The following is a 19032-nucleotide window of genomic DNA, read 5'->3' as shown; positions in this document are numbered from 1 at the left end:
GCCTCCGTGATCGACAAGCTCGACTTCCTGCTGGCGCTCGCCCGCGAGCAGCATTTCGGCCATGCGGCCGAGACCTGCGGGGTGACGCAGCAAACCCTCTCGGCGGGCGTGAAGCAGCTGGAGAATCGCTTCGGCGTGCAACTCGTGCTGCGGGGCTCGCGCTTCCAGGGTTTTACCCCCGAAGGCGAGCGAGTCCTCGAATGGGCGCGCCGCATCGTGGCCGATGCCAGGGCGATGCACGAGGAGGTCACGGGCCTGCGCCGCGGCCTGACCGGGCATCTGCGCATCGCGGCGATCCCCACGGCCCTGCCGATGATCGTGAGCCTGACCACCCCGTATGGCGAGCGCCACCCCGACGTGCGGCTCACGGTCGAATCTGCCGCCTCGGCCGACATCTTCTCGCTGATCGAGAACCTGGAGGCCGATGCCGGGCTGACGTATCTCGACAACGAGCCGCTGGGCCGGGTCGTCTCGGTGCCGCTCTACCGGGAGCGCTACCGCCTGGTGACGGCCGATGGCGGTCCGTTCGACGGCCGCAGCAGCGTCACCTGGGCGGAGACCGGCCGCCTGCCGCTCTGCCTGCTGACCCCGAACATGCAGAACCGGCGGATCATCGACCAGCAGATCCGCGAATCGGGCGCGGACCCCGTGGCGACCCTCGAATCGAACTCGATGATCGTGCTGATGACCCATGTGCGCAGCCTGCGCTGGGCCTCGATCATGCCGGAGATCCTGGTCGACGCCCTCGGGCCGATGTCGGGTGTGCGGGCGATCCCGATCACAGCGCCGGATCTGGAGCACACGATCGGCCTCGTGGCACCGCGGCGGGAACCCTCGACCCCGATGGTGACGGCGCTCGTCGCCATCGCCCGGACCCTGGCTCGGACGCTCGATCCCGCGTTGTCCGGATCCGTGCCGGGTGCGTGAGGCGCGCTTAGACCGGCGCGAACACGCCCCGCCAGAGGACGCGAACGGCGCGGTACGGGACAAGCGGCACCTAAAGGACGATGGGGGCCGCAAGAACCGCCAGGACGAGGGCGGTCGGCAGCAGCATTCTCGTCATCGTGTGCGCGCTCCCATGACCGGACCGGCCAATGCGAAGGGATGCGAATCCCTGAACGCCGCCCGGCAGCGCCCGCATCGCGGCGACACGAAGAGGCGGCGCTGGGCTGAGGCCGACCGACCACCCGAGGACGGAAGAAGCCGCGCATGGAAAAAGCCGCCCCGTCCCCGGAGCGGCTCGTCGGATCGGCCGCGGCCTGGGGAAAACCCCAAGCCTTGCGCGATCGTGCCTTACTTGATCTTGGTTTCCTTGAAGTCGACGTGCTTGCGCGCCACCGGATCGTACTTGCGCATCGTCAGCTTCTCGGTCTGCGTGCGGGAGTTCTTCTTGGTGACGTAGAAGTAGCCGGTGTCGGCGGTGGAGATGAGCTTGATCTTGACGGTGACGGCCTTGGCCATGGCGCGGCGCTCCTGCAGGGTGCGGCATTCCGCGTGAGCGAAACGCAAATGGCCGGGAGAGCCCGGCCGAATACGGCCGGGTCAATGCCCGATCGCACCCCGCAGGTCAAGACCGGGAAGCGGATTGCTCCATCGTGGCGAGGCTCACCGAGAAGGCCAGGAACAGGGCCAGCAGGGCCCACGCGAAGCCGTGCGGCGGAACGAGGTCGAGGCCGCCGCCGATCAGGGGCGGCCCCAGCATCAAGCCGACATTGTACAGAACCACGAACGCCGCGTTGGCGCCCGCAAGATCGCTGGCAGGCACCCGGTCGCCCAACGTGGTCAGGCCCACCGTGTAGAGGGTGCCAGCGATGCCGCCCCACAGGAACAGGATGAGGCCGAGCGCAACCGGTGATCCGGAGGCCAGCGGTATCAGGGCCGAGCCCGCGGCCCCGCCGAGGCTCGCCCCGAGCAGCACGGCGCGCCGGTGGAAGCGGTCGGCCAGCCAGCCGAACGGAATCTGAAACAGCATGTTGCCCAGCGCGATCAGGCTCACGAGGCCGGCCGCGCCTTTCGCGTCGTAGCCGAGCCGCAGCCCGTAGAGCGGCAGGATCGCGAAGATCCCGGTCTCCACCGCCCCGTAGGCGAGGGCGGCGAGCAGTGCTCCGGGGGCGAGGCGCAGATACGCCACGATGCTGCGGCCGGATCCGTGCGCGATGGTCGGCGACAGCCCGCGGGCGAGGACGATCGGCAGGCCGCCGGCCAGCATCAGGGCGGCCCCCGTCAGGTAGGGCGGCAAGCCCTCGGTGCCGACCAGCGCCAGCAGGGCCGGGCCGACCGCGAAGCCCGCCGCCAGCACGGTCGCGTAGATGCCCATGACGAGGCCGCGGCGCTCCGGCGGGGCTGCCGCGTTGATCCAGTACTCGGAGAGGACGAACAGAGCGCCCAGCGTCGCCGAGAACACGAAGCGCAGCGGGAACCAGAGGGCGATGCCCGGAACCATCGGGAATGCCGCGAGGCTGACCGCACCGACGATCAGTGCGAGGCAGAGCAGGGGTGCGACGCCGATCCGCGAGGCGAGCCGCGGCACGAACGGCACCGTGCAGATGCTGGCCACGCCGGCGATCGCGGTGTTGAGCCCGATCAAGCTGCTCGACGCGCCGCGCCGCTCCAGCTCGATCGACAGGAGCGGGATCGACAGGCTCAGCCCGATCCCGACCACCGTGACGCAGGCGATGGCGGCGGTGATCGCCGCCACGGTGTCCGGCCCGATCCCGCTTGGCGCGGCGATCCGGTCCGGCCTTTCCGAAACATTCACAGAGCGACTCGTTCCCGGCGCCCGTAGCGCTCGTAGTGGAAGGGGATCATCCGGTAGGGCGCGAAATCGACGGCGATCTGCGCCTCGAGATCGTCGAGGATTGCTCGGGTGATGAACGGCAGGTCGAGCTTGCGCGCCGCGTCCAGGCGGACCCAGGCGAGTTCGGTGAACTCGGAGTCCGCGCTCACCCGGCCCGGCTCCTCGGCCGCGACCATGCGGCGGTCCACGGCGAAGAAGCGCGTGTCGAACCGGCGTACGCGCTTGGGCGGGGTGATCGCCCGGGCCACGAGGTGCAGCGCCTCGAGATCTGGCAGGATGCCGTGCCGGGCGAAGGGCTCCCAGCCCTCCGGCGCGGTCTCGGGGGCGCCGTGTTCGGTCGTCCCCAGCAGCAGGCCGGTCTCCTCGTAGGTCTCGCGGATGGCGGCGAGCGCCAATGCCCGGCCGAGATGGTGCGGTGGCCGGGAAACCTGGCGGGTCAGCGCAGCCTCGGCATAGTCGGGCAGGGCGCCGGCCACCGGCATGTGGCGGTCGCCGAGCTCGATCCGGCCGCCCGGGAACACGAACTGCCCCGGCATGAAGGCGAGTTTCGGGTTGCGCCGGCCCATCAGGACCTTCGGGCCGCCCTTGCCGCGCCGGTCGAGCACGATCAGGGTCGCAGCGTCGCGCGGGCGCAGGCGCGCCGGCGACGGCTTCGGCTCAGGGCTGGTCGGGATCTCGGATTCCTGCTGCGGCTCCGGCTGCGGCAAGGCGCGTCTCCTTCAACCCCGAAACGGGGCGGCCCCGCGGTAACGTGGCAAAGCCGTGCATGCCAAGGGCGTATTGCAACCCGACGACGGCCCCCTTGACCGGCTGGAGCAGGACGAGGGCGAACAGGAGGGTGAAGACCGGCCAGACGCCCATCTCGACCCAGAGGGGGACGTCGTAGGCGCTCTCGGTCTCCAGGATCAGGTAGCCGACCACGTGGGCGACGATGAAGATCACGACGTAGGGCGGCAGGTCGTCGGCCCGGTGATGATGCAGCTCCAGGCCGCAGACGTCGCATTCCGGGCGCACCTTGAGAAAGCGCCCGAAGATCCGGCCCTGGCCGCAATGCGGGCAGCGGCCGATGAAGCCGCGCGCCATCGCGGGGATCAGGCGGGTGCGCACGGGAATCGCGTCGGTGGCCATGTCTAGGGTCTACACCGGCCGGGTCACCGGCCCGGCGGGCGGTGGCGCGTACCGGAGTTGCGGATGCCAGGCGGACGCCCCGACGGCGCCGCCTTGAACGGGCGGCCGCCGGGCTTCCGGCCGCCGCCATCCTTGCCGGCCCCGGCGCGGGTCTTGCCCTCGCTGAGCAGCTCGAAGCGCAGCGCGCCGGCCACGGGCGCGGCCTCCACCAGCCGGACCTCGACCCGGTCGCCCAATCGGAACGTCTCGCCGCTGCGCTCGCCCACCAGGGCGTGGCGCGCCTCCTCGTGGCGGAAATAGTCGGCGCCGAGCTGCGAGATCGGCACGAACCCGTCCGCCCCGGTCTCGTCGAGCTTGATGAACAGGCCGGACCGGGTGACGCCCGCGATCTGACCCGCGAAGGTCGCGCCGATCCGGTCGACGAGATGGTGGGCGATCAGCCGGTCGATGGTCTCGCGCTCGGCCGCCATGGCGCGGCGCTCGGCCGCCGAGATCTGCTCGCCGATCTGCGCCAGTTCGCCCAGGGCCACCTCCGGCGACAGGCCATCGGAGCCGAGGCGGCAGGCGGTGATCAGCGCCCGGTGGACGATCAGGTCGGCGTAGCGCCGGATGGGTGAGGTGAAATGCGCGTAGCGGCGCAGGTTCAGCCCGAAATGGCCGAGATTCTCCGCGGCATAGACCGCTTGCGCCTGGGAGCGCAGCACCACCTCGTTGATGAAGGTCGCGTGCTCGCTGCCCGCCACCGAGCCGAGGATGCGGTTGAACAAAGCGGGGCGCAGCGCGCCTTCCTTAGGCAGCTTGATCCCGACCGAGGCCAGGACCTCGCCCAGAGCCTGCATCTTCTCCTGCGCCGGCTCGTCGTGCACCCGGTAGATCAGCACCTGCTTGGCCGCCTCCAGGGTCTGCGCCGCGGCGACGTTGGCCTGGATCATGAATTCTTCGATGAGCCGGTGCGCGTCCAGGCGCTCCGGCACGATCACCCGGTCGACCGCGCCTTCGGGCGACAGCAGCACCTTGCGCTCGGGCAGATCGAGGGCGAGCGGGCCGCGGCGGTCGCGCGCCGCGCGCAGGGCGGCGTAGGCCGTCCAGAGCGGCCGCAGGACCGTTTCCAGCAGCGACTCGGTGGCGGCATCCGGCTGGCCGTCGATGGCGGCTTGCGCCTGCGCGTAGGCGAGCTTGGCGCGCGAGCGCATCATCACCCGGTGGAACGTGTGGCGGCGCTTCTCGCCGTCGGCGGCGATCACCATCCTGACCGCGATGGCCGGGCGGTCCTCGCCCTCGCGCAGGGAGCAGAGGTCGTTCGAGATCCGCTCTGGCAGCATCGGCACGACGCGGTCGGGGAAATAGACCGAGTTGCCGCGCTCCAAAGCCTCGCGGTCCAGGCTGGAGCCGGGGCGGACGTAAGCCGCGACATCAGCAATGGCGACGGTGACGATGAAGCCACCGGGATTGGCCGGGTCGGGATCGGCCTCGGCCATCACGGCGTCATCGTGGTCCTTAGCGTCCGGCGGGTCGATGGTCAGCAGCGGGCGGTCGCGCCAATCCTCGCGGCCTTTCAGCGAGGCGGGCGCGGCGGCATCGGTCTCGGCCAGGGTCGCGTCGGAGAAGACGTGCGGGATGTTGTGCAGGTGGAGCGCGATCAGGCTCACGGCCTTCTCGGAGCCGAGCGAGCCGAGCCGCTCCCGGACTCGGCCTCGCGGCAGGCCGAAGCGCGTCTCGCGCTCCAGCGACACGCTAACGAGGTCGCCGTCCCGGGCCTGGCCTTCCTCGCCGGGCGGGATCAGGATCTCGCGCCCCTGCGAGCGCTTCTCCACCGGCACGATTCGGCCGCCCTGCGCGCCGGCCCGGTAGACGCCGATGATCTCGGCCTTGTTCTTTCCGATGACCTTGATGACCCGGCCGGTATAGCCGCCCTCGGCGTCGCGCTCGACCCGGACCAGGGCGCGATCGCCGATCCCGGCGGCCGGCCGGTTGCCCTTGCGCGGCCCGCGCGGCTGGGTAAGCACGATGGACGGCGGCTTGCCGGTGCCGGCCCACTCCACCGGGATCGCCAGGAAGTCGCCGTGCCGGTCGCGCGAGCGGATGTCGGTCAGCACCACCGGTGGCAGGCGGCCCGGGGCCGCGAGGCCGCCGCGCCCACGATCGATAGCGCCGTCCTCCTCGATCTCCTTGAGGATCCGCTTCAGGTCGATCTTGGCCGCACCCTTGATGCCGAATGCCTTGGCGATCTCCCGCTTGCCGACAGGTTCGGTCGCCTCCGCCACGAAGGCGAGGATCTGCTCGCGGGTGGGGAAGGGCGGGGGAGCGGCGGGCTCGGCCGCCTCTGCGCTGATGCGTGGTGCCAAAAGGTGGTGCCGGACAGTTCTCGGAAAGCGATGCGCCCGCGATGGGACGCCGGACCGCTGATTCGGTCCAGTCACCGGAAGATGGGGTTCCGGCTGGTCCGCGGCAACGGCGGCCGTCGCGTCCTCAACAGGCGCGTTCAGCCCGTGGAGGCGGACTTGCGGATGCCCTCGACCGCGTGATCCACATCGAAGCCGGGGGCGAGGATCTCGTCCAGGCTGAACGGGCAGGCGCGGGGCAGGGTCAGGTTCACCTGGCCCTCCTCGGCCGCCAGCTCCGGCGTTTCCGCCTGCTGGATCGCCAGCATCCAGGCGCCGTCCATGCGCAGGCTCCCGGCCTCCGGCGGGTCTGCCCTTAGCCCGGCCAGTTTCTCCCGCCCGGCCTCGCGGCAGGCGAGGCTCTTGCCGTCGTCGGAGATGAGGGCGGCCTTGATCAGCTCGGCCAGGGCATCCCGGACCCGTTCGACGCTCGCGTTCATGTGCATCCGCTCCGTAACGTCGCTCCCTGTGGCAAACAGGGTGCCAGCCCCCATCGGGTCGGCGTGACATAAGCGCCGGTCTTCCTTCGCGATCCGCCGGGTGTAGAACGCCTGCATGATCCCGGTCCTGACCCGCCAAACCGAGGCCGTGCCGCTCTATGAGGCGGTTGTCGCCGAACTGCGCCTGCGCGGCTTCGAGGGCGACCTGACGGTATCGGCCGCCGACCGGACGGTCTTCTCCACCGACAACTCGATCTATCAGGTCGAGCCGGGGGGCGTGGCCTTCCCGCGCTCGCGCGACGACCTCGTGCGGATCGCCAAGCTGCTCGACGACCCGCGCTTCACCGAGATCGTGATCCGCCCCCGGGGTGGCGCCACCGGCACCAACGGCCAGTCGCTCGGCCACGGCCTCGTGGTCGACACCTCGCGGCACATGAACCGCATCCTGGAGATCGACGTCGCGCGCCGTATCGTCCGGGTCGAGCCCGGGGTGGTGAAGGACCAACTCAACCGGGCGCTCGCCGCGCACGGCCTGTTCTTCGCCCCCGAGCTCTCGACCTCGAACCGCGCCACCATCGGCGGCATGATCTCCACCGACGCCTGCGGGCAGGGCTCCTGCCTCTACGGCAAGACCCGCGACCACGTCCTGGCCCTGACCTGCGTGCTCGCCGACGGCACGGTCTGGGACGCCGAGCCGCTGGACGAGGCCGGGCTCGCGGCCGCCAAGGCGCGCAACGATCGCGTCGGCGAAATCCACCGCACCGTCGATACGATCGTCACCGAGAACGCGGCGCTGATCGCCGAGCGCTTTCCCAAGCTCAACCGCTGCCTCACCGGCTACGACCTCGCCCATCTGCGCGACGCGTCAGGGCGCTTCGACCTCAAAAGCGTGATCTGCGGCTCCGAGGGCACGCTGGCGCTGATCGCCGAGGCGCGGCTCAACGTGCTGCCGATCCCGAAGGCCTCGGTGCTGGTGGCGCTCTCCTACGTCGATTTCGACGCGGCCTTGCGGGACGCCCAGGCGCTGCTGCCCTTCGGCGCGGCCTCCGTGGAGACCATCGACTCCACCGTGCTGGGGCTTGCCCGCCAGGATCCGATCTGGGCCGAGGTGCAGGCCTTCTTCCCGGACGATCCTGCCGGCCGTCCGGTCCACGGCATCAACCTCGTAGAATTCGTCGGCGACGATGCGCAGGCCGTGGATGCCGCCCTGGCACGGCTCACCGCGACGCTGGCGGACGCGCGCGGCACCGACACCAAACGCCTCGGCTTCACCATTGCTCGCGGCGACGCCATCGAAAAACTCTGGACGATGCGCAAGAAGGCGGTCGGCCTGCTCGGCGCTGCCAAGGGTGACGCGCGCCCGATCCCGTTCGTCGAGGATACCGCGGTGCCGCCGGAGCGGCTCGCCGACTTCATCGCGGAGTTCCGGGCGCTGCTCGATGCCAAGGGCCTGCGCTACGGCATGTTCGGCCATGTCGATGCCGGCGTGCTGCATGTCCGCCCGGCGATCGACCTGAAAGACCCCGACCAGAACGCCCTGATCCGCGAGGTCACCGAGGGCGTGGTCGCCCTCACCGCCAAGTATGGCGGCCTGCTCTGGGGCGAGCACGGCAAGGGCTTCCGCTCCGAATTCGTGCCCGCGACCTTCGGCCCGCTGATGCCGGCGCTGGAGGCGGTCAAGCGCGCTTTCGACCCGGGCGACCGGATGAACCCGGGCAAGATCGCCTCGGCCCGCGGTGGCGCGCTCACTCGGATCGACGGCGTGCCCCGCCGGGGCGAGCAGGACCGCACGATCCCGCCGCCGGTCCGGCAGGATTTCGACGAAGCCCTGCACTGCAACGGCAACGGCGCCTGCTTCACCTACGACCCGGACGACGCGATGTGCCCGTCCTGGAAGGCGACCCGGGAGCGCCGGCATTCGCCCAAGGGCCGCGCCTCGCTGATGCGCGAGTGGCTGCGCCTCGCCGCGCAGGCGGGGATCGACCCCGCCGCCGAGCTGAAGCGCCAGCGCGCCGGCTGGCTGCCCGATCTTTTTGCGACTTTGCGGAGCGCTGTCCGGCGCGCGCCCGACGACGGCGACTTCTCGCACGCCGTGAAGGAGGCGATGGACGGCTGCCTCGCCTGCAAATCCTGCACGGGCTCCTGCCCGATCAAAGTCGATGTGCCGACCTTCCGGGCGAAGTTCCTGGCGCTCTACCATGCCCGCTACGCCCGGCCCCTGAAGGACCATCTGGTCGCGGCGCTCGAACCCCTGCTGCCGCTCGCGGCCCGGATGCCGCGCCTGAGCAACGCGGCCCTGGCCAACCCGCTCGCCCGGATGCTGCTGGCCAAGGCCGGCCTGGTCGGGATCCCGGCCCTGTCGCCCGTCGACCTGAAGGCGCGGCTCGCGGATCTCGGCGTCGCCACCGCGACCCCGGAGGCCTTGGCCCGGCTCGCCCCGGCCGAGCGGGCGCGTGCGGTTCTGCTGGTCCAGGACGCCTTCACCAGCCATTTCGAGGCGGGCCTGGTGGCGGATGCCTGCGCGCTCCTGATCGCGCTGGGCTTCCAGCCCTGGCTGGTGCCCTATCGGCCGAACGGCAAGCCGCTGCATGTCCACGGCTTCCTGGCCCGGTTCGCCGCGGTTGCGCGCACCAACGCCGCGATGCTGCGGGCGCTCGCCCGCTCGGGCGTGCCGCTCGTCGGCCTCGACCCTTCGATGACGCTGACCTACCGGTCCGAATACGCCCAGGCGCTCGGCAACGACGACCTGCCCAAGGTCCGGATCCTGCAGGAATGGCTCGCCACCCAACTCGACCGGATCGCCCCCCGGCAGGGCAACGCAACCCTGCGGCTGCTGCCCCATTGCACCGAGCGCACCAACGCCCCCGGCGCGGTGCGCGACTGGCAGGCGGTGTTCACCCATCTCGGGCTGCGGCTCGACGTGCCGGCCGCGGGCTGCTGCGGCATGGCCGGGACCTACGGCCACGAGACGCGCAACCGCGCCACCTCCGAGGCGATCTACGGCCTGAGCTGGGCGCGTCACGTGGCCGATGCCCCCGCCGGCACCCTGCTGGCGGACGGCTATTCCTGCCGGTCCCAGGTCAAGCTCGTCGACGGCGTCCGGCTGCGCCACCCGGTCCAGGCCCTGCTCGACCATGTCCGCACAAGCGCGGTGGGCGCCGCGCCGTTCCATCCCGAACGCGCCGCGGCTTCGGCCCGATGAAGATCGCGGTTTTCGGGGCCGGCGCGGTCGGCTGCTATTACGGCTTCCTGCTGGCCCGAGCCGGCCATGCGGTGACGCTGATCGGCCGACCGGCCCTGGTCGAGGCGGTCCGGTCCGATGGCCTGGTGCTGGAGAGTGCGGCCGGGCGCGACACCGTCGCCGTCCAGGCGACCGCGTCGGGCGACGGCGTCGCCGGAGCCGACCTGGTGCTGGTCTGCGTCAAGTCGGGCGACACGGAAGCGGCGGGCGCGACGATCGCCCCGCATCTCAGCCCCTCGGCCATGATCCTCAGCCTCCAGAACGGCGTCGACAATGCCGAGCGCCTCGCCGCTGTGCTGGGGCGGTCCGTGGTGCCGGTGGCGGTCTATGTCGCCACCGAGATGGTCGGGGCGCGCCACGTCCGCCACAACGGCCGGGGCGACCTGATCCTTGGCGCGTCGGGAACGAGCCCGACGATTGCCGCCGCGTTCGATGCGGCCGGGATTCCGACCACTGTGTCAGCGCGCGCCCTGGACGCGCTCTGGGGCAAGCTGATCCTCAACTGCGCCTACAACGCCCTCTCGGCCCTGACCCAGCTGCCCTACGGCCGCCTGGTCCAGGGCGAGGGCGTGGTCGCGGCGATGACCGACGTGGTGCAGGAATGCGTCGCGGTGGCGAACGCTGCGGGCGTGTCGGTGCCCGACGACATCCTCGACACGGTGCTCGCGCTCAGCACCAGCATGGCCGACCAGCGCTCCTCCACCGCCCAGGATCTCGCCCGGGGCCGGCCCAGCGAGATTGACCACCTCAATGGATACGTGATGCGGAGAGGCACGGCGCTGGGCGTGCCGACGCCGGCGAACCGGATGCTGCATACGCTGGTCAAGCTCGCGGAGCGGCGGGATCGGGCGTGAGGTGCGGGGGGATGGGGCGGATGATGGAGTCAGTTATTGAACCGTCTCTGATGTTCGATCGGGCGCTCTATATTCTATTGAGGCGCGGACGCGGGAGCTTTCTCAGTCTCGATATGCCGAGCAAGAAAGTCGCGCGTTAGCCGCGCGACCTCATCCGTCGCCTCGTCCAGCGCGAAGTGTCCGGCGTCCAGGATATGTAACTCCGCCGTCTGCATGTCGCGTCGATAGGCTTCCGCCCCGGGCACGAGGAAGGACGGGTCGTAGCGGCCCCACAGCACAAGGGTCGGCAACGGATGACCACGCATCCATGCCTGCCAGACCGGGTAAGACGCCACGTTCGTGCGGTAGTCGTAGAGAAGGGCAGCCTGGATGACCCGCTCACCCGGCCGGGACAGGATGGCATACTCGTCCGCCCAGGTGTCCGGGTTGTACCGTTCGGGGTTCGGGCTGGTGCCGAGATGGCGCTGCTTGGCTCCTTCAAGGGATGTGAAGGCGTCGACCTGCTCAGGGTGAGTTGCGGGGTCGGCCCAGAACTTGGCGATGCCCTGCCACTTCGGCCCGAGCCCCTCCGCGTAGGCGTTGGCGTTCTGGACGATCAACGCACGCACCCGTTCGGGGTGGGCGAGAGCGATGCGGAACCCGACCGGGCCGCCGTAATCCTGCATGAAGAGCGTGTATCGTTCGATGCCAAGATGCGCGATCAAGCCCTCGATCGTCGCGGCAATGTTGTCGAAGGTATAAGAGTACTGTTCGGGCGATGGCGCATCGCTGTGGCCGAAGCCGGGATAGTCTGGCGCGATCAGGTGGTAGCGGTCGGCGAGCAGCGGCAGTAGCGGGTCCCACTGCCGCGACGACGATGGATAGCCATGCAGCAGGAGGATCGTGGGTGCGTCACGCGGGCCAGCCTCGCGATAGAAGACACCCACGCCGTTGATTTCGGCCCTGTGGTAGCTCGTCGTGGCCGAGACGGAGGGAAGCGGCTGCGGCGAACCGTGTGCAAGTGCCAGCGCGGCGGCGGCGAGAGCGGTCTGTGTCGGCATGGCCCAGTTCCTTCGCGCGCGAGAAAAAGCGTTTCGCCTGGACGATCAGTGGTCGAAGCGCCGCAAGGACTGCTTTCCACCCCACTTCCAGAAGTAAGAATGACTGGGGCCAGTCCGATCCCACGTTGTCCGATCACGCGCTTGCGGCATTCGCCTTGCGCGTCGCCGCAGCCTTCTTGGCCGAGGCCGAGCGCTGTTCCGGCGTCCGGCTCGCAGAAGCCTCGCCGCCCTTGTGGGCCGCCGGATGGCCGGTGGCCTTGCCGCGGCCGGAGCCGCCCGGCTTCTTGCCGCCGCCGTCATCCTTGTTGACTGTGGCCCAGGCCCGCGCCTCGGCCTCCTGCTCCGGCACCCCGCGCGCCTCGTAGGACTCGGCGATGTGCTCGGCCTTGCGTTTCTGCTTGTCGGTGTATTTCGCCTTGTCGCCCTGCGCCATGGCGCCGTTCCTCACGCTCAGCCTACGCCGGTCGGCCCGTCGAGGATCGCCCGCACGCGGCGGACCAGCTCCGTGCGCCGGTAAGGCTTGTTGAGCAGGTCAAACTCCGAACCGCCGATATCGGTTCGCTCCAGGCTCGCCTCCGCGTAGCCCGTGGCGAGCAGGACCTTGAGCTTGGGCTGGCGGCGGCGCGCCTCCCGGGCGAGCAACACGCCGTTCATGCCCCCCGGCATGATCAGATCGGTGAACAGCAGGTCGATGCGCTCGCTGGAATCGAGGATCTCCAGGGCCTCGCGGGCATTGCCGGCCATCAGCGTCGTGTAGCCGAAATCCCGCAGGATGGTGCGGGCGAGCTCGGCCACGTCCTCGCGGTCGTCGACGATCAGGATGGTCTCGGTGCCTCGCCGGTCCACCGCCCGGTGCGAGACCTTGGATGGGGCGTGCGCGTCGCTATCGGTGGCCGGGAAGGACAGGCGCACCGTCGTGCCGGCGCCGACCGCCGATTCAATCTGGGCGGCGCCGCCCGACTGCTTGGCGAAGCCGTAGACCATCGACAGGCCGAGCCCGGTGCCCTTGCCCTCTTCCTTGGTGGTGAAGAACGGGTCCATCACCCGGGCGAGCACCGCGGGCGGGATGCCGGTGCCGGTATCCCGGATGGCGATGCTGACGTAGCGGCCGGGGCGGAGCGGGCCGATCTCGCCGCCCGAGACGATCTCGGTGTTCTCGGTGGTGATCCGCACGGTGCCGCCCTCCGGCATCGCGTCGCGGGCGTTGATCAGCACATTGAGGATCGCGACCTCGGCCTGGGTCGGATCGACCCGGCAGTTCCAGAGGTCCCGGGCGAGATCCAGCTCGATCGTCACCACCTCGCCCACCGAGCGGGCGACCATCTCGCGCATCCCCTCGATCAGCGTGTTGAGGTTGACGGCGCGCCCGTCGAGCCGCTGCTTGCGGGCAAAGGCCAGGAGCTGCTGCGTCAGCGTCGTCGCACGCTCGGCCGCCTGCCGGATATTGTCGGTGGCACGTCCGAGCCGGGCGCGGTCGGCATCCGGCTTCTCCAGTCCGGAGGCCAGGATGTCGACGTAGCCGACGATCACCTGCAGCCGGTTGTTGAAGTCGTGCGCGATGCCGCCGGTGAGCTGGCCGAGCGCTTCCATCTTCTGCGCCTGGCCCAGGGCCTCCTCGACGTCGCGGCGGCGCGAGACGTCGAGCTGCGAGCCGAAGAAATACACCAGTTCGCCCGCCGCATTGTACACCGGCGAAACGAACAAGGCGTTCCAGAAGGTCGACCCGTTCTTGCGATAGTTCAGGATCTCGGTGGCGAATTCGCGCCGGTCCGCGATCGCCGAGCGGACCTGATCGACGGTCTCGCGATCGGTCTCCGGGCCCTGCAGGAACCGGCAATTGCGCCCCACGAGTTCCTCCGGCGTATAGCCGGTCATCGCCAAGAAGGCGCGGTTTGCGAAGATGATCGGGTTATCCGGCTGGCGCGGATCGGTGACGATCATCGGCATCCGGGTGGTTTCCACCGCGGCAAAGAAGATGTCGCTCTTGCGGTCGGCGACATCACTGGCCGCGCCGTCCCTGACCACGGCGGCCGGTCCGATGGGGGGTTTTTCGGGAGAGTCGGACATGCCGCGCGGTCTTGATGCTTTCGGTCTTGAATGGAGCGGGGACCGGCCCGAGACCGGTATCCCGTTGCGACATTAGGGGGGCGATCGCGGTTGTCGATGGCACCAAGGTCGCGCTCGGCGCGCGCCCCGTGAGGGTGGCCTGCTATGCCGCCGCCGTCCGGGCCTCATTGGGCAGGGCCTTCATGGGCGCCGGAGCGACCCGCGGCGGCGCCGGGTTACGGCAGGCGGTGAGCACTGCCGAGAGCGCCTCGTTCAGCGACGTGACCAGGAAATCCGCCGAGGTCGCCCGGCGCAGGCGGTCCAGGGTCGCCGGGTCGCGCTCGCGCCAGAAGCCGACCAGGATGCGCACGCCCGGCACCGCGGCGCGGGCCTGCCGCACGGTGAAGCGGATCTGCGACAGGCTGACCGGCTCGAGGTAGGAGAAGCAGATCAGCGCGAGGCCCTCCGGGTTCTCGGGCCGCTCGCCGGCCCGGATCGCGGCCATCGACAGGGTCTGCGAGGCGAGCCCGTGCCGGGCCAGGATCTGGCTCAGCATCAGGGTCGCCGCCTCGTCGAACGGGCCGCGGCTCGACACGCACAGCACCGGCGTCTCGCTCCGCCAGGCCGGGGCGAGTTCCTCGCGGGCCAGCACGATGCCGGCGACCTGCCGGTCCGGCCCCACGGCCGCGAGCGCCGCCGCGGTCTCGGTATCCGGGGAGGAGCGCGTCGATCCCCGCCAGGTCCGCCGGGCCACCGGAGCGGTCCCGAGCCGCGCCACCACGGTGCGGATCGCGGCGCCGACCTCGTCCTGGCGGGCGCGGTCCAGGGTACCGCGCGAGAGATCCTCCTGCGCGAGCAGCAGGCCTGCGAGGGCGACCTCGTCGTAATAGGTGACGAGCGCCCGCTCCTTGAGGAACTGCCAGCCCTGGTCGATCGCCTCGGCCGGGTCGCCCGCCAGCATGCGCTGGTAGAAGATCTCCGGCGGCGCCAGGGCCGGACGGTCGCCGAGCAGCACGTCGAGATACCAGAGCCGCTCCACGTGCCGGCCGAGCACGACCAGGCAGACGGTGAGCGGCGTGGCGAGCACCAAGCCGATCGGCCCCCACAGGAAGGTCCAGATCGTGGCCGCCAGGATCACGGCGATCGGCGACAGGCCCGTGGAGTGCCCGTAGAGCAGCGGCTCGATCACGTGGCCGCAGATCGGCTCCACCACCAGGAACAAGGCTGCGGTCGCGATCACCATGGTCCAGCCGGGATCGACCGCGGCGGCGAGGATCAGCGGCAGGAGCGCGCTGATCGCGGCGCCGATATAGGGGACGAAGCGCAGGATCGCCGCGAGCACGCCGAACAGCGTCGGGCTCGGAACGCCGATGAGCCATAGGCCCACGCCGATCACCACCCCGAAGGCGATGTTGAGGGCGAGCTGAGCCAGGAAGAACCGGCTGAGCCGGCTGGTGGCGTCGTCGATCGCCGCCGTGACCCGGCGCAGATCCCCGGATCCGCCCGCCAGCCGGATCGCCCGGTTCCGCAGGTCCTCACGCTGGAGCAGGATGAAGATCGTGAAGATCAGGATCAGGCCGGTGGTGGCCAGCGGGTGCAGGATCGGACCCGCGAAGGTCTGGAACGTCTCGACGACGCTCGCCCGGGCGGGGCTGATCTCCACCGTGAGCGGATGCGTGCGGGTTCCCGGCTGGCCCTTGACCTCGATGGCGGCGGGCGGCTGCAGCGTGGCGCTGAGATCCTGGACCATGTCGACCATCCGGGACAGGGTCCCGGTCCCGGCGGTGGCGCCGCGCAGGTCCTTGATCTTGGTGCTCATCACCTGGGTGTAGCGCGGCAGGTCGGCGGCGAGCTGCGACGCCTCGCTGGCGATCAGGCTGCCGATCCCAAACAGGCCGCCGAAGACGATCACCACCACCAGGAGGACCGCCGCCGCCCGCGGCACGCGGACCCGACGCAGGATCCGGACCGCCGGCACCAGGACGAAGCTCAGGAGGATCGCCAGCGTGACCGGCACCAGGATCTCGCGCCCGAGATACAGCGCCGCCATGATCGACACGACGAGGAGGGTGGAGGCCAGCGCGACGATGACCGGCAGGCCCTGCTTGAGGCGCTGGGCGGTGACGGGATCCTCGCTCACGGGTACGCTCCACTAACGTGTCGAACTCGGGGGACGCTGCCGCACCGCGACGGCGGTGCGGTTCGGGAAGCCTGCCGTGTCGGCCGGCGTCAGCCCGCTTGCGCGGTCTCGCCCAGGGCGGCGCTGATCTGGCTGAGCAGCTTGGAGAAATCGACCGGCTTGGGATGGTAGTCGTCGCAGCCCGCCTGGATCGCCTTGTCCCGGTCGCCGGACATGGCATGGGCGGTGAGCGCGATGATCGGGATCGCCCGCGTGTCGGACCCGGATTTCAGCGCGCGCGCGGCGGACCAGCCGTCCAGCACCGGCAGGTTCATGTCGAGCAGGATCACGTCGGGCTGGCCCGAGCGGGCCTGCTGAACGCCGGCCTCGCCGTCATGCGCCAAAATCACCTCGTAGCCGCGGCGCTTGAGGCGTCGGGACAGGAAGTCCCAGATCTCTTCATGGTCCTCGACCAACAGTATCTTCGCCATCAGAACTCGAATCCCCGGGTCGCGCTGAGCCGGTAGGCACCCCAACGCGCGGCAACGCACAATCGCCCAACGTCCCTGCCGCGATTCCGGTCCCTGCGGAAGAGAGCGACGCGTACAGAACGGCGACGGTTGGAACAGGCGGGACCTATTCGGCCGGCGGGGTGCGCGGCCCGATTGACCCGGTTCCCCGGTCGGACGAAGCGTAAGCCGCGCAAATCACATCATTTGAGAAGGTGCGGCATGACGAATACGCCGGAGATCGCGTTCTACCATGCGCCGAATACCCGGTCGTCGGGCGTACGCGTGCTCCTGGAGGAACTCGGCGCCCCGCATCGCCTGCACGTGCTCAACATGCGGGCCGGCGAGCATCTCGGAGACGCTTATCGCGCGATCAACCCGATGGCGAAGGTGCCGGCGATCCGCCATGGCGAGGCGCTCGTCACCGAGCAGGCGGCGGTCTACCTGTATCTCGCCGACCTGTTCCCGGAGGCCGGCCTCGCGCCCGCCCTCACCGACCCCGCCCGGGGGACGTATCTGCGCTGGATGGTGTTCTACGGCTCCTGCTTCGAGCCTGCGGTGATCGACCGCCATCTCAAGCGCGAGCCCGGGCCGCGGGCCATGTCGGCCTATGCCGACTACGACAGCGTGATCGCGCGCATCACCGAGGCGCTGAGTCCGGGGCCGTACCTGCTCGGCGACCGTTTCAGCGCCGCGGACATCCTGTGGGGCAGCGCGCTCGGCTGGACGATGGGCTTCGGCCTGGGTGCGCCCGACCCGGTCCTGTCGGCCTATGTCGAGCGCGTTCGTGCCCGGCCGGCCTTCCAGACCGTGGCCGCCGCAGAGGCACGTCTCGCCCGGGAGCACGAGGCTGCGGCAGGCGGCGCGTCCTGACTCACGATCGGACCCCCTCAGCCTCGGCCCAGATGCCCGTGCGCGCCAGTTGCGGCGCGGGCTCGGGATCGCTCCAGCGCAGGGGAACAACCGCCCGGCGCCGCCAACCGCCCGTGATCGTAACGGACCAGGATCGTTGCGCGCCGAGGAGGCCCGCGGCGCCCGTCCAGTCGATTTCGGTGCGGCCCTGCAGGACCAGCTGGTCGCCGCTGGCGAAATCGAGGAACAGTACGGCCGCGCGCGGCTCGCCGATCAGATTGCCCAGCGTGTTGAAGTAGCGGTTGCCGGAGAAATCCGGCACCGTCAGCACGTCGCCGCGGCGGCGGACGAAGCCCGGGCACCCGCCCCGGTGCGAGATGTCGGCGCCGCCTTCCCGGAGCCCGTCCCGCGATCGGGTGGCGACGAACAGCGTGTCGGCGGCGTCGATCAGCGCCTCGGCCTCCGTATCCAGGGCCGACAGGATCTCGGTCGAGCCCGGCCGGCGCGGCACCGGCTCGACCGCGCGCCGCTGAATGTATTGCGGGCAGTTACCGAAGCTCTGATCGACCGCCACGGCCAGGCCATCCCGATCGCCATCCACGATGCGGCCGTTGGCGCGGTTGCGCCGCCGCGTCGCCAGGTCGATGCCGAGAATCCCGGCCTCGGCGCCCGGCACGAGGGATCCAACCGCCGGGTCGGTGGGGTCGAGGGCCGCGGCGATGGCAAGATGCGTCGCGTCCGGGCTCTGCACGAAGCCGGGCGCGCCGGTCAGCAGGGTCGCGACCGGCGCGCCGGCCGCGTCCGCGGCCCCGATCAGAAGATAGGGCAGGCTCGCGAAGAAGAGGCGGTGCTGCTCCGGCATGAACGGCCGGACCGCCGGCGTGCCGCCGAGGACGTGGCCGGCATGGGCCTGCGCGATCAGCTCGTCTGCATGGAAATCGGCCATGGCGCACCTCACGCCTGTTCGGGGATGGGGGAGGCTGGCATCGGGATGAAGCCCGGCAGGGCCTGCACCCGGGCGATCCAGGCCTGCACGGCCGGGTAGGGGGCGAGCGAGACGCCGCCCTCGGGGGCGTGGGCGACGTAGGTGTAGCAGGCGATGTCGGCCAGCGTCGCCCGCTCGGTCGCAAGGTAGCGGCGATCGGCCAGATGCTCATCCATAAAGGTGAGGATCCGGGCCGCGGTCGCGTGCACCGTCGCCCGGTCGGCGCGCGCGCCGAAGACCACCATCAGCCGGGCGAGGGCCGGCCCGGTCCGGACCTCGCCGGCGGCGATCGAGAGCCAGCGCTGAACCTCGCCGGCGTCGATGGGATCGGCCGGCATCCATCCGCTCTTCGATGCGTAGCGTGCGGCGAGGTAGACGAGGATCGCATTGCTGTCGGCGATCACGGCCGTGCCGTCGGTCAGGACCGGGATCTGGCCGAGCGGGTTGAGGTGCCGGAAGTCGGCGGCGGCGCGCTGCTTCGTGCTGGCCACCTCGACGAAGCGGTAGGGCAGCCCCAGCAGCGACAGGAACAGTTCCGCGCGGTGCGAATGGCCCGAGAGGCGCAGGCCGTAGAGGGTCAGGTCGGGGTCGGACATGGTCGGGGTCTCCAGCGAGGCCCGAACATGACTCTTGCACAGCG

The 19032-nt window shown here is 70.5% G+C and carries 17 protein-coding genes; 4 read left to right on the top strand and 13 right to left on the bottom strand.

Going from position 1 to position 19032, the window contains the following annotated elements:
- The first annotated feature begins 6 nt into the window (after positions 1-6).
- On the top strand, positions 7-927 hold the full coding sequence (locus AO398_RS10840) for a LysR family transcriptional regulator (RefSeq protein WP_058192065.1): 921 nt from the start codon (positions 7-9) through the stop codon (positions 925-927).
- Between the two features lie 366 nt (positions 928-1293).
- On the opposite strand, the gene rpmG is transcribed toward AO398_RS10840, so the two are convergent.
- From rpmG to AO398_RS10810, 6 genes are all read right to left on the bottom strand, one after another.
- Positions 1294-1461, bottom strand: a complete 168-nt coding sequence (rpmG, locus tag AO398_RS10835) for a 50S ribosomal protein L33 (protein WP_058192064.1) — start codon at positions 1459-1461, stop codon at positions 1294-1296.
- A gap of 106 nt (positions 1462-1567) precedes the next feature.
- The gene (locus AO398_RS10830; protein ID WP_244498728.1) at positions 1568-2758 is read right to left on the bottom strand and encodes an MFS transporter; all 1191 of its coding nucleotides are present in this window, start codon (positions 2756-2758) and stop codon (positions 1568-1570) included.
- Positions 2755-3504: an NUDIX domain-containing protein gene (locus tag AO398_RS10825; RefSeq protein WP_201025744.1), complete on the bottom strand. Its 750-nt coding sequence runs from the start codon at positions 3502-3504 to the stop codon at positions 2755-2757. Before AO398_RS10825 ends, AO398_RS10830 begins: the two co-directional genes overlap by 4 nt.
- The gene (locus AO398_RS10820) at positions 3455-3925 is read right to left on the bottom strand and encodes a DUF983 domain-containing protein (protein WP_058192063.1); all 471 of its coding nucleotides are present in this window, start codon (positions 3923-3925) and stop codon (positions 3455-3457) included. The genes AO398_RS10825 and AO398_RS10820 overlap by 50 nt, the downstream gene beginning before the upstream one ends.
- A 23-nt stretch (positions 3926-3948) precedes the next feature.
- Positions 3949-6270 carry a ribonuclease R gene (rnr, locus tag AO398_RS10815; protein ID WP_058192062.1) on the bottom strand — a complete coding sequence of 774 codons (2322 nt, stop codon included), beginning with the start codon at positions 6268-6270 and terminating at the stop codon, positions 3949-3951.
- A 137-nt stretch (positions 6271-6407) separates the two neighbouring features.
- The gene (locus AO398_RS10810; protein ID WP_058192105.1) at positions 6408-6746 is read right to left on the bottom strand and encodes a hypothetical protein; all 339 of its coding nucleotides are present in this window, start codon (positions 6744-6746) and stop codon (positions 6408-6410) included.
- 115 nt (positions 6747-6861) lie between these two features.
- Between AO398_RS10810 and AO398_RS10805 the strand changes: the two genes are divergently transcribed.
- Complete coding sequence (locus tag AO398_RS10805; RefSeq protein ID WP_058192061.1) at positions 6862-9948, top strand: FAD-binding and (Fe-S)-binding domain-containing protein; 3087 nt, start codon at positions 6862-6864, stop codon at positions 9946-9948.
- Positions 9945-10841 carry a ketopantoate reductase family protein gene (locus AO398_RS10800; RefSeq protein ID WP_058192060.1) on the top strand — a complete coding sequence of 299 codons (897 nt, stop codon included), beginning with the start codon at positions 9945-9947 and terminating at the stop codon, positions 10839-10841. The genes AO398_RS10805 and AO398_RS10800 overlap by 4 nt, the downstream gene beginning before the upstream one ends.
- Before the next feature lie 74 nt (positions 10842-10915).
- Here the strand turns inward: AO398_RS10800 and AO398_RS10795 are convergent, their stop codons facing one another.
- The 5 genes from AO398_RS10795 to AO398_RS10775 form a co-directional block, all read right to left on the bottom strand.
- On the bottom strand, positions 10916-11881 hold the full coding sequence (locus AO398_RS10795) for an alpha/beta hydrolase (RefSeq protein WP_058192059.1): 966 nt from the start codon (positions 11879-11881) through the stop codon (positions 10916-10918).
- A 133-nt stretch (positions 11882-12014) separates the two neighbouring features.
- Positions 12015-12314 (bottom strand): hypothetical protein, encoded by a 300-nt coding sequence (locus tag AO398_RS10790; protein ID WP_058192058.1) that lies wholly within the window; start codon positions 12312-12314, stop codon positions 12015-12017.
- A 17-nt stretch (positions 12315-12331) separates the two neighbouring features.
- Complete coding sequence (locus AO398_RS10785; RefSeq protein WP_058192057.1) at positions 12332-13948, bottom strand: hybrid sensor histidine kinase/response regulator; 1617 nt, start codon at positions 13946-13948, stop codon at positions 12332-12334.
- A 142-nt stretch (positions 13949-14090) separates the two neighbouring features.
- The gene (locus AO398_RS10780) at positions 14091-16067 is read right to left on the bottom strand and encodes an AI-2E family transporter (RefSeq protein ID WP_058192056.1); all 1977 of its coding nucleotides are present in this window, start codon (positions 16065-16067) and stop codon (positions 14091-14093) included.
- 89 nt (positions 16068-16156) lie between these two features.
- On the bottom strand, positions 16157-16537 hold the full coding sequence (locus AO398_RS10775) for a response regulator (protein ID WP_058192055.1): 381 nt from the start codon (positions 16535-16537) through the stop codon (positions 16157-16159).
- 240 nt (positions 16538-16777) lie between these two features.
- On the opposite strand from AO398_RS10775, the gene AO398_RS10770 reads away from it, so the two are divergent.
- On the top strand, positions 16778-17428 hold the full coding sequence (locus tag AO398_RS10770) for a glutathione S-transferase family protein (protein ID WP_058192054.1): 651 nt from the start codon (positions 16778-16780) through the stop codon (positions 17426-17428).
- A gap of 1 nt (position 17429) precedes the next feature.
- Here AO398_RS10770 and AO398_RS10765 read toward each other — a convergent pair whose 3' ends face one another.
- Both AO398_RS10765 and AO398_RS10760 read right to left on the bottom strand, forming a co-directional pair.
- A complete protein-coding gene (locus tag AO398_RS10765; RefSeq protein WP_058192053.1) occupies positions 17430-18353 on the bottom strand; it encodes a pyridoxamine 5'-phosphate oxidase family protein in 924 nt (307 codons plus the stop codon).
- An 8-nt stretch (positions 18354-18361) separates the two neighbouring features.
- Complete coding sequence (locus AO398_RS10760; protein ID WP_058192052.1) at positions 18362-18988, bottom strand: glutathione S-transferase; 627 nt, start codon at positions 18986-18988, stop codon at positions 18362-18364.
- Positions 18989-19032: the final 44 nt, after the last annotated feature.

Source organism: Methylobacterium sp. GXS13, assembly GCF_001455965.1.
Classification (GTDB): Bacteria; Pseudomonadota; Alphaproteobacteria; order Rhizobiales; family Beijerinckiaceae; genus Methylobacterium.
This window is presented reverse-complemented; position numbering and strand designations above follow the sequence as displayed.

Coding starts and splice junctions, on each gene's coding strand:
- rpmG (WP_058192064.1), bottom strand. CDS start 1,461: ATGGCCAAGGCCGTCACCGTCAAGATCAAGCTCATCTCCACCGCCGAC.
- AO398_RS10820 (WP_058192063.1), bottom strand. CDS start 3,925: ATGGCCACCGACGCGATTCCCGTGCGCACCCGCCTGATCCCCGCGATG.
- AO398_RS10810 (WP_058192105.1), bottom strand. CDS start 6,746: ATGAACGCGAGCGTCGAACGGGTCCGGGATGCCCTGGCCGAGCTGATC.
- AO398_RS10805 (WP_058192061.1), top strand. CDS start 6,862: ATGATCCCGGTCCTGACCCGCCAAACCGAGGCCGTGCCGCTCTATGAG.
- AO398_RS10800 (WP_058192060.1), top strand. CDS start 9,945: ATGAAGATCGCGGTTTTCGGGGCCGGCGCGGTCGGCTGCTATTACGGC.
- AO398_RS10795 (WP_058192059.1), bottom strand. CDS start 11,881: ATGCCGACACAGACCGCTCTCGCCGCCGCCGCGCTGGCACTTGCACAC.
- AO398_RS10790 (WP_058192058.1), bottom strand. CDS start 12,314: ATGGCGCAGGGCGACAAGGCGAAATACACCGACAAGCAGAAACGCAAG.
- AO398_RS10785 (WP_058192057.1), bottom strand. CDS start 13,948: ATGTCCGACTCTCCCGAAAAACCCCCCATCGGACCGGCCGCCGTGGTC.
- AO398_RS10775 (WP_058192055.1), bottom strand. CDS start 16,537: ATGGCGAAGATACTGTTGGTCGAGGACCATGAAGAGATCTGGGACTTC.
- AO398_RS10770 (WP_058192054.1), top strand. CDS start 16,778: ATGACGAATACGCCGGAGATCGCGTTCTACCATGCGCCGAATACCCGG.
- AO398_RS10765 (WP_058192053.1), bottom strand. CDS start 18,353: ATGGCCGATTTCCATGCAGACGAGCTGATCGCGCAGGCCCATGCCGGC.
- AO398_RS10760 (WP_058192052.1), bottom strand. CDS start 18,988: ATGTCCGACCCCGACCTGACCCTCTACGGCCTGCGCCTCTCGGGCCAT.